Raw genomic sequence first — 13,179 nt, 5'->3', positions numbered from 1 at the left:
CACGGAGACTGACCGCCATCGGTCGGGGCCGCTCTCAGCAGGCCGAGGTCCACCAGTCGCGCGGAGTGCCCGTTCGTCCGCGCCGCAGGCGGTGCCGTAGGCGGTGCCGTAGGCGTGGGCGACCTGCCAGGTGGGCAGCGCGTCGCCGGACGCGGCGCGGCTGAAGACCGAGGCGGAGTAGCCGCCGGCGCGTTCCAGCTCGGGGTAGGTCTTGCCGGAGGCGCTCCGCAGCCGGCGCAGGTGCTCGGCCAGTGCGGCCAGCTCCCGTACCCCCGTGGTGATCGTCTTTTCCGGCCGCCCCATCATGGACGAAATTACCGCAAAGCGGGCATCAAGAAGGGATCAAATCACACCCGCGTCGTGGACCAGGATGGCGATCTGGACGCGGTTGTTCAGGCCGAGCTTGGTCAGCAGGCGGGAGACGTGCGCCTTGACCGTGGCCACGCTCATGAACAGCTCGCCGGCGATCTCCGCGTTGGACTTGCCCTGGCCGACCGCGATCGCGACCTCGCGTTCCCGCTCGCTGAGCCGGTCGAGCAGCTCCAGCGGGCGGTTGCGGGCGGGCACGGCCGGCGCGGCCACGTGCGCGATCAGCTGGCGGGTGACCGTGGGCGAGAGCGTGGCCTCGCCGGACGCGACCCGGCGAACCGCGTGGATGATCTCCGTGGGCGGCGTGTCCTTCAGCAGGAAGCCGCTGGCGCCGGCCCGGAGCGCGCGCAGCACGTACTCGTCCAGGTCGAACGTGGTCAGCACGATCACCTCGGGCGCGTCCGGGCGGGCGCGGACCGCCTCGGTCGCGGCCAGGCCGTCCACCCGCGGCATGCGGATGTCCATCAGCACCACGTCGGGGCGGTGCGCGTCGATCGCGGCCGCGACCTCGGCACCGTCCGCGGCCTCGCCGACCACGCTGATCTCCGGGGCGGCACCGAGGATCATCGAGAGCCCGGTCCGGACCAGCGCGTCGTCGTCGACGATCAACACGCGTACCGGCGGAATCAGGTCTTCGGCCACGGCAGCCATGCCTCCAGCGTGAAGCCGCCGCCGGGCTCGCGGCGATGATCGAGTCGTCCACCGGCCAGTGTGGCACGCTCGGCCAGCCCGACCAGACCGGTCCCGGCGCCGGGCAGCACCGGCGCGCCGACCGTGATCGGCCCGGGGTTGCGCACCCGGATGGTCAGGCCGGATCCGGGCGCGCCCGCGACGGACACCGTGACCAGCGCACCCGGCGCGTGCTTGCGGGCGTTGGTCAAACCCTCCTGGACCATCCGGTACGCCGTGCGGCCCACCGCGTCCGGCGGGCTCTCCGCACCGTCCGGCAGCTCCAGCGTGACCCGGGCGCCGGCCGCGCGCGACTCCTCGACCAGCGTGTTCAGGTCCGTCAGTGTCGGTTGTGGCCGCTCCGGGCCGCCGTCCGCCGCGGGCTCGCGCAGCACGCCGATCACCTCGCGCAGGTCCTGCAGCGCCTGGTGCGCGCTGGCCCGGATCACGCCCGCGGCCCGCGCCACCTCCGCGGCCGGCGCGTCCGGCCGGATCTCCAGCGCGCCCGCGTGCAGGCTGAGCAGTGAGATCCGGTGCGCGAGGACGTCGTGCATCTCGCGCGCGATCCGGGTTCGTTCCAGCTGCCGGGCCTGGGTCACGCGCAGCTGCTGCTCGGCCTCGGCGCGCTCGGCCCGGTCGCGCAGCGAGCGGACCAGCTGCCGCCGGGACCGGATCAGCGAACCCCAGAGCAGGATGATCGACGCGAAGACCGTGGTCCAGGCGATGGTCGCCCAGTAGCCGATCGCCGGGTCGGGCCGCAACCACGCGTAGATCAGCGTCGGCGCGACGTTGATCGCGGTCAGCGCGGCCGCGACCGGGAACCGCCGGTGCACGGCCACGCTGAACAGGATGGTCAGCGTGGCGCCGCCGCTGGCCGCGGAGAAGACGCCGAACAGCACGCCGAGCAGGGCCAGCGAGACCGGCCGGCGGCGGCGCCACCAGAGCGCGACGCAGAGCACCAGGCTCAGCGCGAGATCCAGCCAGAGCAGCCAGGCCGGGCCGCGGCCGATCCGCTCGGGCGTCCCCCAGCCGTAGAACTCCTGCGCGGTCACCGCGATCGCGAAGCCTATCGCGAAGACGAACGTCAACGAGTCGACCGCCCAGTCGCGGGTGGTCCGCGGGCGGACCGGGTCGTCCTCGTCCGGCGCGTCGAGCGCGTCGAGGAGTGAGGTCGCCACCATGACGTCCAGGCTACGGACGGATCACCGGCCGCCGGTACCGACCAAAGTCGAAGCGGGAACGCGACTTTGGTCAGGCGGACGTCAACCGCGGGCCGACGCGGGCAGCCGGGTGGCTCGGCCAGGCTTGTCGACATGATTACGGCTGACCACCTGACGAAACGGTACGGCGCGCACACCGCCGTCGACGATGTCTCGTTCACCTGCGAGCCCGGCACGGTCACCGGCTTCCTCGGCCCGAACGGCGCCGGCAAGTCCACCACCATGCGCATGATCTGCGGCCTCGCGACGCCCACGTCGGGCACCGCGACCGTGGCGGGCGTGCCGTTCCGGCGCCTCGACAACCCGGGCCGGCGGATCGGCGTGCTGCTGGACGCGTCCGCGCAGCACAGCGGGCGTACCGGCCGGGAGGTGCTGTCCCTGTCCGCGATGACCATGGGCGTGCCCCGCTCCCGGGTCGCCGCCGTGCTCGACCTGGTCGGGCTGGACGGCAGGGCCGCGCGCAAGCGGGTCGGTCAGTACTCGCTCGGCATGCGGCAGCGTCTCGGCCTGGCCCACGCGATGCTCGGCGAGCCCGCCATCCTGATCCTGGACGAGCCGGCGAACGGGCTGGACCCGGAGGGCATCTTCTGGATGCGCGGTCTGCTGCGCGGCTTCGCCGACCGGGGCGGCACCGTGCTGCTCTCCTCGCACCTGCTGCGCGAGGTCGACGCGGTCGCGGACCGGCTGGTGATGATCGGTGGCGGCCGGATCGTGGCCCAGGGCGACAAGGCCGAGCTGCTGGCCGGCGGCGGGACGCTGGTCCGCGCGATCGACCCGGCCGGGCTGGCCACGGCGCTGGACCGCGCCGGGCTGACCCACACGCGGACCCAGGACGGCGCGCTGCTGGTCAGCGCGGAGCCGGGCGCGATCGGATGGGCCGCGGCGGAGAACAACGTGGTGCTGCTCGAACTCCGGCCCGCCGACGGTGGCGGCCTGGAGCAGATGTTCCTGAGCCTGACGGCCGCACCGGCCGCCGCGGGCGACGCTGTCAAGGAGGGCGCGCGATGACCGGGACCGTGGAGATGGAACGTCCGGCCACGCTGCCTGCCTCGCATGAGGGGCGCGGCCACAAGCGGGTCTCGCTGCTCACGCTGACCGGCGTGGAGCTGCGCAAGCTCGCGGACACCCGGGCCGGCGTCTGGCTGCTGATCGTGATCGCGCTCGGCGTGATCCTGACGCACGTGGTCATGCTGGCCACCGAGGAGCCGCGGAGCACGGCCAACTTCGCCGAGCTGATGGGCTTCGCGCAGATCCCGGTCAGCATCCTGCTGCCGGTGCTGGGCATCCTGGCGATGACCGGCGAGTGGACCCAGCGGACCGCGCTGAACACGTTCGCGCTGGTCCCGGCGCGCGGCCGGGTGATCGCCGCGAAGCTGCTGGCCGCGGTCGTGATCGCGCTGATCACCACGGCGGTGACCGCGGGCACGTCCGCGATCGCGAACCTGGTGGCGATCGCGGTGGACGGCGACGGCTCCTGGACGCTCCAGCCGGAGGCGCTGCTCGGCTTCGTGGTGCTGGAGATCGCCTACATCCTGATGGGCTCCGCGTTCGGCGCGCTGCTGCTCAACTCGCCGCTGGCGATCGTGCTCTACTTCGTGGTCCCCACGCTGTGGACCACGCTCGGCGCAATGGTCTCCCGGCTGCGCGACGCGGCGGCGTGGCTGGACATGAACACGACCTCGATGCCGATCGGCGGCGCGGACGTGACGTCCGGCGAGTGGGCCAGGTTCGGCGTGTCCGCCCTGGTGTGGGTGGCGGTCCCGCTGATATTCGGCACCATCCGCATCATGCGCCGCGAGGTGAACTGACCTTCCGGGGGGGTGCGACGGCTGCCGGGCCCGGTTCGGGCCCGGCAGCCGTCCGTTCTCTAGAGCACCACCTCGGGCTTGATCCGGGCCACCGTCCAGACCCGGTGGCGGCGCGCGCCGAGCGCCGTGAGCAGCAGCGCGGCCAGCAGATAGGCCACCAGGATGGAGACCGCGCGGCCGACCGCCATCATGTCGCCGCCGTACATCAGGTGGCGCAGGCCCTCGACCGAGTAGCCCATCGGCAACACGTGGTGCAGTCCGTGCAGCGGTGCCGGAATGGTCTGCCACGGGAACGTGCCGCCCGCGCTGACCAGTTGCAGGACCAGCAGCACCAGAACGAGGAACTGGCCGACCGCGCCGAGCCAGGCGTTGAGCATATGGATGATCGCGATGAACGTGGCGGACGCCAGCATCATGAACGCGGCCATGCCGGCCGGGTGCACCGGATGGAACCGCAGCGCGAGCAGCACGACCGCGAAGAGCAGGCCCATCTGGGCGGCACCGAGCAGCGCGGGCGCGAGCCAGCCGCCGAGCGCGACCCGCAGGCCGGACTGGTTGGCCGCCACGGCCCGGGTGGAGAGCGGGCGGACCAGCAGGAACAGCACGTACCCGCCGATCCACGCGGCCAGCGAGAGGAAGAACGGCGCGAGGCCGGCGCCGTAGTTCGCGGCCTCGTTCTGGCGCACGGTCCGCACGTCGACCGGGTTTGCGATCGTGCCGGCGGTCGCCGCGCGCAAGCCGTCGTCCAGGTTCGGGATCTCGGCCAGGCCACCGCGCAGACCGAGGGCCAGGTCGCGGGCGTTTCCGGCGAGCGTACCGAGGCCCTGCTCCAGGTCGGCGGAGCCGTCCGCGAGCTTCGCGGCACCGGTCGCGGACGCGGCGAGACCGTCCCGAAGCGCGATCGCCCCCTCGCTGATCGCGCCGCTGCCGTCCGCGATCCGGGTGGCGCCGGCGTTCAGCGCGGCCGCACCGAGCGCGGCGTCGTTGATTCCGGCGGTGAACCCCGGCACGGCCGTGGCCAGCTCACCCACGCCCGCGTCGACCTGGTCCGCGCCGAGCGCGAGCGAGTCGAGGCGGGTGGCGAGCGCGGCCATGTTCGCCTGCGAGGCGGCCAGCGCGGCGCGGGAGTCGTCGAGCCGGGCGCCGATCGCGGCGACCTCGGCCTCGGGCACCCCCAGCGCGGTCAGCCGTCCGGTGAGCTCCTCCGCCTCGGCGTCCAGCTCGCTCGACGCGGTCGCGCCGGAGAAGCCGCCGGCCGCGGTCGCGGCCTCGCGCGCGCCGGCCGCGACCGACGCGGCACCGTCCGCGAGCGTGCGCACCGAGCCGGGCAGCGCGGCCGACGACGTACGCAGCGTGCTCAGCCCGCCCGCGAGGTCGTCGGCGGCGGTGGCGAGCGTGCGTGCGCCGGCGCCACCGGCCTGCGCGGCCGCGGCCAGGTCCCGCGCGCTGCTGAGCAGGTCGTGGTCGCCGCCGGCCAGCTTGGCGCTGCTGTCCGCGAGCTTCTCCGCACCGTCGTGCGCCGTGCCGGCGCCCTCCGCGAGCTTGTCCGCGCCGGTCGCTGCCTCGGACGTGCGCTCGTGGATGTGCTGGAAACCGAGGAGGAACCGCTCGGCCGCGCGCGTGCCGACCTCCCGGGACAGCGAATCCTGGATCTTCGTGGCGACCTGCGCCGCGATCGTGTGCACCACGTAGTTGTTGGCGTCGTTGGTGGTCAGCACGATCGTGCCGGCCCGCGGTGCGCCGCCGCCCTCGGCCGCCTCGGTGGTGGAGATCAGCGCGGCGGAGAAGTCGGCCGGGATGCGCAGTGCGAAGTCGAACTCGCCGTCCCGCACGCCGGCCTCCGCGGCCTCCGCGGTGGTGCGCCGCCAGTCGAACGCGGCGTCGGAGATCAGCTCCGACCCGACCTGCGCGCCGGCCTGCATCAGGGAGCCGTCCCGCTGGGTGGCGCCGACGTCGTCGATCACCAGCGCGGCCGGCACCCGGTCCAGCCGCGCGTACGGGTCGGAGTTCGCATAGAGGTACAGCCCGCCGTAGAGCAGCGGGACCGCGGCCAGCGCCAGCACCACGAGCTTCGGCGTGCGGCCCACGGTGAGCCTGCGCAGCTCCGAGACGGCCAACCGGACAGCACTCACGAAATCTCCTCGGTGTGTCGGCCTATCGGTTCGGTGATCGCGGACCCGCCCGACTCCCGGCGGCGGATCGTGCCGATGGTGAAGCCCGCCGCGGCCGGTGTGTCCGGATCGGCGTTGCCGAGCCGGACCGCGCGCAGTCCGAGCAGCTCCGCCGAGGTGTCCGTGCACTGGACGAGCACGCCGTAGCCGCGCGCCGCGAGCACGCCGGCCAGATCCCACCAGGCGCTGGGCCCGCCGCCGTGCCGGTCCGGCAGCGTCAGCACGAGCACGCTGACACCGGGCCGGAGCGCGGCCAGCTCGGCGAGCACGCGGGTGCGGACCGCGCCCGGCACGTGCTCGGCGCGGGTCTCCGCGTAGACGAGCGCGCCGTGCCGGTCCAGCCACTCGCGGACCGCCCGCCGCCCGGTCCGGGCCCGGGCCATCGACAGCTCCTCGCCGACCACGGCCGCGAGCGGCAGCATCTCGTCCGGCTCACTGATGCCGGGCACGTCGACCAGCGCGACCGCCTCGCGCAGCCGAGGCCCGGAGCGCTCGCCGTCCAGCGTGACCTCGCCGTCGTCCGGTTCCAGCCGGCCGCCGAGCGCGAGCGCGAGCGCGGTGTGGCCGTGGCCGGGCGGTCCGGCGACCGCGACCCGGCGTCCCGCGACCACGCCGACGCTGGTCGGCCGCAGCAGCAGCCCGTGCGGCCCTTTCGCCGCGACCGCGCGGGCCTCGATCGTCACCGCCTCGACCGGGTCCTTCAAGACCACCTGCGGCTGGGTCCCGACCGCGTAGAGACGCTCGATCTCCGCGGCGAACAGCGCGGAGAGCAGCCGGCGGCGCGGCCGGAGCGCGGGCGTGAGATGCCCGGACCACCGGGACAGGCCGCCGGGCAGGATCTCGAACCGGCGGATCTGCTCGGCCGCGGACGCCCGTGCGTTGGCCGCGTCGATCGCCACCCGGATCGCCTCGATCACGCGCGGGTCGCCGGCGAGGTCGTCCGCGTCCGGGAACGTGCGCCGGACCGCGCTCTCCTCCAGCGCGACCAGCGCCGCGACGTACGGCCGCCGCTCGCCGACCGCCAGGCAGTACGCGACCAGCGGGTGCGCGCGCACCGCCTCCTCCAGCGCGACCGCGGCGACCCGGCGCCCGGACTGCAGCGTGATCATGTCCTCGACGTTGCCGGCGATCCGCAGGTACCCGTCGTCGTCCAGCGCGCCGAGGTCGCCGGTGTGCAGCCACCCGGACGCGTCCACCACGGCGTCCCGGTCGGCCTCGGACGGGCCGTCGTAGCCGGGGAAGACGGCCGGGCCGCGCACGAAGACCTCGCCGTCCGGGCTGACCCGCACCTCGACGCCGGGCAGCGGCGTGCCGACCGTGCCGGGGCGGTGCAGCGCCGGCGTGTTCAGCGTGACCGCGGCGGTGGCCTCGGTCAGGCCGTACCCGGTGAGCAGCGGCACGCCCGCACCCTGATACAGCATGGCGAGCCGCTCACTGACCGGCGCGCCCCCGGTGATCAGAAACTGCATCCGGCCGCCGAGTGCGTCCCGCAGCACCGCGAACGCCTTCTCGTGCCGGGACCGCCGCAGCCACCCGCGCAGCCCGCCCGTTCCGGCCAGCGCGGCCCGTTCCGCCGTGCCGTCCCCGCCGAGGTGCCGTCCCCAGAGGAGCTCGAAGAAGCGTGGCAGCGCCGCGAGTACGGACGGCCGCAGCTCCGCGAGGTCGGCCAGGATCCGCTCCGGGCCGGTGTGCGCGATCCGCGCGCCGCCGGTCAACGCGGCCAGGTGCACGATCCGGCCGAAGATGTGCGACAGCGGCAGCGCGGACAGCACCGTGTGCGGCTCGCCGCCGAACAGCTGCGGCAGCGCGTCCCGGACCGCGCGCGCGGCGGCGTCCAGGTTCGCGTGGGTGAGCCGGCAGGCCGCGGGCCGGCCGCTGACCCCGGACGTGTAGACGATGGTGGCGACCGCGCCGGACGGCATGGCAGCCGGCGGGATGGCAGCCGGCGGGATCGCGCCGGGCGTCGGCACCTCCAGCGCGGGCAGCGGCGTCAGTGGCCCGTCCGGGCCGGCCTGCCAGGCGTGCGCGAGACCGGCGGCCGCGACCCGCGCGGTGAGCGCCGGATCGTCGCCGGTGACCACGCAGGCCGAGGCGCCGCAGCAGCGCAGCATCCAGTCGAGCTGCCCACCGGGCGCCTCCTCCTGCAGCGCGACCGGGATCGCGCCGATCCACCAGGCCGCGAGGTCCGTGATCGCCCACTCGTACCCGGGTGCGCCGAGGATCGCGATTCGGTCCCCCGCGCCGAGCCCGGCCGCGAGCAGCCCGCCCGCCCGCGTCCTGATCCGGGTCTGCAGCTCGGCGGGCGCGAGTTCGTGCCAGCCGGCGACGGTCCGTTCGCAGAGGAGGGCGCGCTCCGGCCACCGTTGCGCCGACACCGCCACACCGGCAGCGTAGGACGGAGATCAGCCGTATCAAGTGTGAATCGGTCTTACCGACCACAGGACGACATGCTGTGCTAAGCGCCGAAAAGCCTTCAGAAGCGGATGTTCCCACTTCCGGCGTGGTCGCTTCCCAGTGCTCCCGCGGGCACCGGTCGTCGCTGGCGCTCCTCCCTTCCAGATCCGCGGTGGTTCCGCCACACCACGGGCCACCCCGCGTTGGTGACGCCCGGTCGGGGCCGGGTCTGGGGTGACCAGCGACGGCGCCGGCAGGGAGGCCGCCCGCGGCCGACCGGTGCCCGCGGGAGCACTGGGGAAGTGGGCACGCCGGAAGCGGGAAAATCGTTCTTCGCAGGGTTTCAGGCCGGGATCTGTTCGCGGATGCCGGTGTCCAGCCAGGCGGCCACCGCGTCCGGCCAGGCCGGGGGCGAGAAGAGGTAGCCCTGTCCGAACGGGCAGCCCATGTCCAGCAGTATCTGTTTGTGGGCCGGGTCCTCGACGCCCTCGGCCACCACGCCGAGGTTGAGGTTGTCCGCGATGCTGACGATCGCGGCCACCAGCGCGCGCTGCTGCTTGCTGCTGGAGATGTCGTCGATGAACGACTTGTCGATCTTGAGGATGTCGACCGGCATCTGGCGCAGGTAGCTGAGCGACGAGTAGCCGGTGCCGAAGTCGTCGATCGCGATCCGGACGCCCATCTCGCGCAGCCGGGCCAGGTCCTGCCAGACCGACTCGTCGTCGCGCAGCAGCAGGCTCTCGGTGATCTCCAGCAGCAGACGCCACGGTGCCACGCCGCTCTCCGTGATCACCTTGGCCACCTCGTCGACGAAGCCGGGACTGCGGAACTGCCGGGCCGAGACGTTCACCGAGACGTAGCGCAGCGGCGCGGCCGGGACGAGCTGCCGCCAGTTCGCGATCGCCAGCAGCGCCTCGCGCAGCACCCAGGCGCCGATCGGCACGATGGCGCCGTTCTCCTCCGCGACCTCGATGAACTCGCCCGGCCCGATCAGGCCACGGGTCGGGTGCTGCCAGCGGACCAGCGCCTCCAGACCGACGATCTCCTCGGTGGCCAGGTCCACGATCGGCTGGTACTGCAGGACGAGTTGCTGGTCCTCGACCGCGGTGCTGAGCGCGGCCCGCATCTCCAGGCGCTCCACCATCGCGGTGTGCAGATCCGCCTGGTAGCGGGCGTAGCGGCCCTTTCCGGCGCCCTTCGACACGTGGAGCGCGAGGTCGGCCTGGCGCTGCATCTCGGCCGCGTCGTGCGCCTCCACGCTGGTGGTGACGCCGATACTGACCGCGCCGCCGACCATCGCGGAGCCGCCGCTGTCGTAGCGCAGCTCGAACGGCTCCGCACACGCCTCGACGATCCGGGCGGCGACGTCGTCCGCCTCGGCCGGGCCGTACGACTGCTCGATCAGCACCGCGAACTCGTCGCCACCCATCCGGGCCACGGTCTCCTGCGGGCCGACCACGCCGGCGATCCGGGCGCCGACCGCGGCCAGCAGCCGGTCGCCGACGACCAGGCCGAGCGTGTCGTTGACCACCTTGAAGTCGTCGATGTCGATGAAGAGCAGCCCGACCACGGACCGGTCCCGCTGGGCGAGCATGAGCGCGTGCTCCATCCGGTTCTGCAACAGCAGCCGGTTGGCCAGGCCGGTGAGCGTGTCGTGGAACGCCTGGTGGGCGAGGTCGCTCTCCAGCCGGCGGCGCTCGGTGACGTCGCGCATGGTGAGCACCGCGCCGCGCACGGTCGGCTCGTCCCGCATGTCCTGGATCGTGCACTCGACCTGCACGGTACGTCCGTCGGCACCTAGCCCGACCAGGTCGAACGCGGTCGCCTGGCCCCGGCCGGCGCGCAGCCGCCGCAGCGCGTCCCGGAGGTTCTCGTGCTGCTCGCCCACGATCAGATCGGTGACCGGCGTGCCGGTCAGCGTGGCCGCGGGTGTGCCGAAGACGTCCGCCGCGGACGGGCTGGCGTACCCGATGCGGTCCTCGTCGTCGACGATCAGGATCACGTCGGACGCGTTCTGGATCAGCGTCCGGAAGTACGACTCGTGCTTGCGCCGGTTGATCTCCGCGCCCAGCGCGATCCGGTCGATCGCCATCGTGCCCTGCGACACCAGCGCCTCGAACGCGGGTTGCAGCCGCCACAGCACCGGCTCGCGCGCGGCCAGGCAGATCCAGGTGAACTGCAGCGCGGACGAGCCCGCCGGGGGCAGCAGCGGCCCCGGTGCGCGCAGCGCGACCGTGAAGCCGTCCAGCGGCTCGCCGTGCGTCGGCGGGAGCACGTCGACCGGCTGCAGCGTGACGCCGTCCGCGAAGAACTCGTCCCGGGTCATGCTGTCGAAGATGCCGGCGCTCTCCAGCACGTACGGCTCGTCCGGCGGCATCAGCTGCGCCAGCGCGGCCCGGACCGCGTCCGCGACCTGGGCCGGCGTGGCCGCGGAGACCAGCTGGGCGCCGGCCTCACGCAGCACCCGTTCCCGGTTGCTGATCTGCCGATGGTCCGCGAGCAGCCCGGCGAGCCGGCCGATGACCAGCAGGAACATCAGCGCGGAGAAGACCGCGATGACCGGGGCGTCGGAGACCGTGCCGTCCAGGTTCTCGTAGACCAGCACGGCCGGTGCGACCAGCGCAGCCGCGCACAATATGGCGAGCCGGCGCCACCCGGCCACGCGAGGCACGAACGGAGCCGGCGTGTGCTCGGTGAGCCGGGTCATCGACGGGTCCAGCGCCGCGTACCCGAGCATCGTGTAGAACACGACCCAGCCCAGGTCGACCGGGCTGCCGGTGTGCCAGTCCTGGTTGAGCTGGTTGAGCCCGTAGATCAGATCGGTGCCGAGCAGCGAGGTGACGCCGAGCGTGAGCGCGGTGATCGACAGGTGCCGGGTGCCGGGCGAGCCGAGCAGCCGCACCAGCATGGCCAGCGCCAGCACGTCACCGAGCGGATAGCCGATCGAGATGAGCTTCTGGACCGTGCTCAGATCCGCGTCGCGCACGAACGGCCCGATCCAGAGAACCCAGACCAGCAGCGCGATCGCGGCCGTCGGCACCAGCGCGTCGAGCAGCGCTGCCCGGTCGTCCGCACCCGACCGGAACCGGATGAACAGCAGCAGAGCACCGGCCAGCAGCGGGTACGACAACAGGTAGAACGCGTCCGCCGGGGACGGGAACGGATTGCCGTCCACGATCAGGTTGTAGATCGCGTCGCCGAGCGTGAACGTGACCAGCACGCCGCACAGCAGGAACCAGGGCAGCGCATGCGCGGGCCGGTTGAGCAGTACCCCGGCCAGCACCGCGATCGAGGCGGAGAAGCCGAGCGCGGCCCACAGGGCACTCCCGTACGCCGGAACCGCGTAGTAGCCCGCGGCGAGCACGACCATCCACACGCCGAAGCAGGCCCGCGCGACTCGGGTGGACATCGGCCCTCCCTTCCGGTTTGCTCCCGAGGTGCATTTCGGTAGCAAACCGGTGGAACTGACTAATATCCACTCCTTTCAATCGGGCATCACCGGGACGGTGGCCGCCAGACCGTGAAATCGGCGAAGGTGAAGTGGCCGGCGACCGTGCGGAACGCGAACCAGCCGCTGTCGTACGGCGCCGGATCGGTGTAGTCGAAGACCAGCGGCCGGTTGCCCGGCTCGCCGACATATCTGCGGAACCGCGTGGTGGTGTTCAGGTTCGCGCCCTGCCCGGCGTAGTACGTGCGCAGGTGGTCGTACTCCGCGAACGCGCCGCCGCGTGAGGTGGCGAAGATGTCGTTCGGCGAGCGCGCGTCACGGGCGTTCCAGAACGTGTTCAGATCGGTGACCAGGTCGTTCGGTCCCCCAGCGGAGATCGGCACGGCGGTGAACTCGATCTCGTACGGCCCGGCCAGCCCCTGCCTCAGCCAGATCGTGGCGCCGCCGGGCACGTCCACGTCGAGCACGTCCGAGTTCAGCACATAGTTGCCGGTCCAGGCTCTCGACGATCCGGCCCGTGGGTGGTGGATACGCATGGCCGCCACCGGCGCTCGCGTGACGCGGCCGGCAGGCTCGCGGTCACGCCGAGCGCGGTGGCAGCCGCGATCAGAGGCCTCATGGCGCAGCTCCCGGTGTTGCCGTTGCGTGCGGCCACCGAGGCTAATCGAGAGCTTCAAATGTGTTGTTGCGAGATCTTTAACGCGGTCACTGCTGCTGCGTCCAGACCTGCTCGTCCAGCCACTTCGCGTGCGTCTCCCACGCGGACTGCTTCGTGCAGCCGAGCGACTGTCCGATCTGGGCCCACGAGGCGCCGGCCTTGCGGGCGGTGCGCACGTCGAGCTGCCGACCATACGTCGCCTTGCGCGCGATCAGCTCGCCCAGCGCCAGCAACTCCAGCGCCTCCTCCTTGGACAGCGGTGCCAGACCCCGGTCCAGCGGGGCCTCGTCGGGGGACGACGACGCCGAGGCCAAGGCGTCGCGGGTGCGCAGAATGTCGTAGCGGGCCACGGCAGTCAACAGGGTGTACTCGTATTCGAGATCATCCGGCGCAGGCATGTCTCCAGCGTGCCCGTCAAGACGTCTTGACGGCAACCGATTCT

9 protein-coding genes and 1 pseudogene are annotated in these 13,179 nt (G+C 73.0%); 2 read left to right on the top strand and 8 right to left on the bottom strand.

Annotated elements, in window-relative coordinates; genetic code table 11:
• Nucleotides 1-81 precede the first annotated feature (81 nt).
• The 3 genes and pseudogenes from J2S43_RS42395 to J2S43_RS37640 form a co-directional block, all read right to left on the bottom strand.
• Nucleotides 82-303, bottom strand: a pseudogene (locus tag J2S43_RS42395) (helix-turn-helix domain-containing protein); the annotation flags it as partial.
• Between the two features lie 39 nt (nucleotides 304-342).
• Nucleotides 343-1,020 (bottom strand): response regulator, encoded by a 678-nt coding sequence (locus J2S43_RS37645; RefSeq protein ID WP_306837398.1) that lies wholly within the window; start codon nucleotides 1,018-1,020, stop codon nucleotides 343-345.
• Nucleotides 996-2,219 carry a sensor histidine kinase gene (locus tag J2S43_RS37640; RefSeq protein ID WP_306837396.1) on the bottom strand — a complete coding sequence of 408 codons (1,224 nt, stop codon included), beginning with the start codon at nucleotides 2,217-2,219 and terminating at the stop codon, nucleotides 996-998. The genes J2S43_RS37645 and J2S43_RS37640 overlap by 25 nt, the downstream gene beginning before the upstream one ends.
• A gap of 132 nt (nucleotides 2,220-2,351) precedes the next feature.
• Here J2S43_RS37640 and J2S43_RS37635 point away from each other — a divergent pair, with 132 nt between their 5' ends.
• Both J2S43_RS37635 and J2S43_RS37630 read left to right on the top strand, forming a co-directional pair.
• Nucleotides 2,352-3,266 (top strand): ABC transporter ATP-binding protein, encoded by a 915-nt coding sequence (locus J2S43_RS37635; RefSeq protein ID WP_306837394.1) that lies wholly within the window; start codon nucleotides 2,352-2,354, stop codon nucleotides 3,264-3,266.
• Nucleotides 3,263-4,066: an ABC transporter permease gene (locus J2S43_RS37630; RefSeq protein WP_306837392.1), complete on the top strand. Its 804-nt coding sequence runs from the start codon at nucleotides 3,263-3,265 to the stop codon at nucleotides 4,064-4,066. The genes J2S43_RS37635 and J2S43_RS37630 overlap by 4 nt, the downstream gene beginning before the upstream one ends.
• A 59-nt stretch (nucleotides 4,067-4,125) precedes the next feature.
• Here the strand turns inward: J2S43_RS37630 and J2S43_RS37625 are convergent, their stop codons facing one another.
• The 5 genes from J2S43_RS37625 to J2S43_RS37605 all read right to left on the bottom strand — a co-directional run bounded on the left by J2S43_RS37625 (nucleotide 4,126) and on the right by J2S43_RS37605 (nucleotide 13,135).
• Nucleotides 4,126-6,198 (bottom strand): YhgE/Pip domain-containing protein, encoded by a 2,073-nt coding sequence (locus J2S43_RS37625; RefSeq protein WP_306837391.1) that lies wholly within the window; start codon nucleotides 6,196-6,198, stop codon nucleotides 4,126-4,128.
• On the bottom strand, nucleotides 6,195-8,618 hold the full coding sequence (locus J2S43_RS37620; protein WP_306837389.1) for an AMP-binding protein: 2,424 nt from the start codon (nucleotides 8,616-8,618) through the stop codon (nucleotides 6,195-6,197). Before J2S43_RS37620 ends, J2S43_RS37625 begins: the two co-directional genes overlap by 4 nt.
• A 356-nt stretch (nucleotides 8,619-8,974) precedes the next feature.
• Nucleotides 8,975-12,040: a putative bifunctional diguanylate cyclase/phosphodiesterase gene (locus J2S43_RS37615; protein WP_306837387.1), complete on the bottom strand. Its 3,066-nt coding sequence runs from the start codon at nucleotides 12,038-12,040 to the stop codon at nucleotides 8,975-8,977.
• Nucleotides 12,041-12,126: 86 nt separating this feature from the next.
• Nucleotides 12,127-12,615 carry a DUF6250 domain-containing protein gene (locus J2S43_RS37610; RefSeq protein WP_306837385.1) on the bottom strand — a complete coding sequence of 163 codons (489 nt, stop codon included), beginning with the start codon at nucleotides 12,613-12,615 and terminating at the stop codon, nucleotides 12,127-12,129.
• A gap of 169 nt (nucleotides 12,616-12,784) precedes the next feature.
• Nucleotides 12,785-13,135: a hypothetical protein gene (locus J2S43_RS37605; protein WP_306837382.1), complete on the bottom strand. Its 351-nt coding sequence runs from the start codon at nucleotides 13,133-13,135 to the stop codon at nucleotides 12,785-12,787.
• Between the last annotated feature and the right edge of the window lie 44 nt (nucleotides 13,136-13,179).

This window comes from Catenuloplanes nepalensis, assembly GCF_030811575.1.
Taxonomy (GTDB): Bacteria; Actinomycetota; Actinomycetes; order Mycobacteriales; family Micromonosporaceae; genus Catenuloplanes; species Catenuloplanes nepalensis.
The sequence above is the reverse complement of the archived record's forward strand: the minus strand, read 5'-3'. Positions and strand labels throughout refer to the sequence as shown.

Excerpts from the sequence above, each read along its gene's own strand:
- J2S43_RS37645 (WP_306837398.1), bottom strand. The coding sequence starts at position 1,020 with ATGGCTGCCGTGGCCGAAGACCTGATTCCGCCGGTACGCGTGTTGATC.
- J2S43_RS37640 (WP_306837396.1), bottom strand. The coding sequence starts at position 2,219 with ATGGTGGCGACCTCACTCCTCGACGCGCTCGACGCGCCGGACGAGGAC.
- J2S43_RS37635 (WP_306837394.1), top strand. The coding sequence starts at position 2,352 with ATGATTACGGCTGACCACCTGACGAAACGGTACGGCGCGCACACCGCC.
- J2S43_RS37630 (WP_306837392.1), top strand. The coding sequence starts at position 3,263 with ATGACCGGGACCGTGGAGATGGAACGTCCGGCCACGCTGCCTGCCTCG.
- J2S43_RS37615 (WP_306837387.1), bottom strand. The coding sequence starts at position 12,040 with ATGTCCACCCGAGTCGCGCGGGCCTGCTTCGGCGTGTGGATGGTCGTG.
- J2S43_RS37610 (WP_306837385.1), bottom strand. The coding sequence starts at position 12,615 with ATGCGTATCCACCACCCACGGGCCGGATCGTCGAGAGCCTGGACCGGC.
- J2S43_RS37605 (WP_306837382.1), bottom strand. The coding sequence starts at position 13,135 with ATGCCTGCGCCGGATGATCTCGAATACGAGTACACCCTGTTGACTGCC.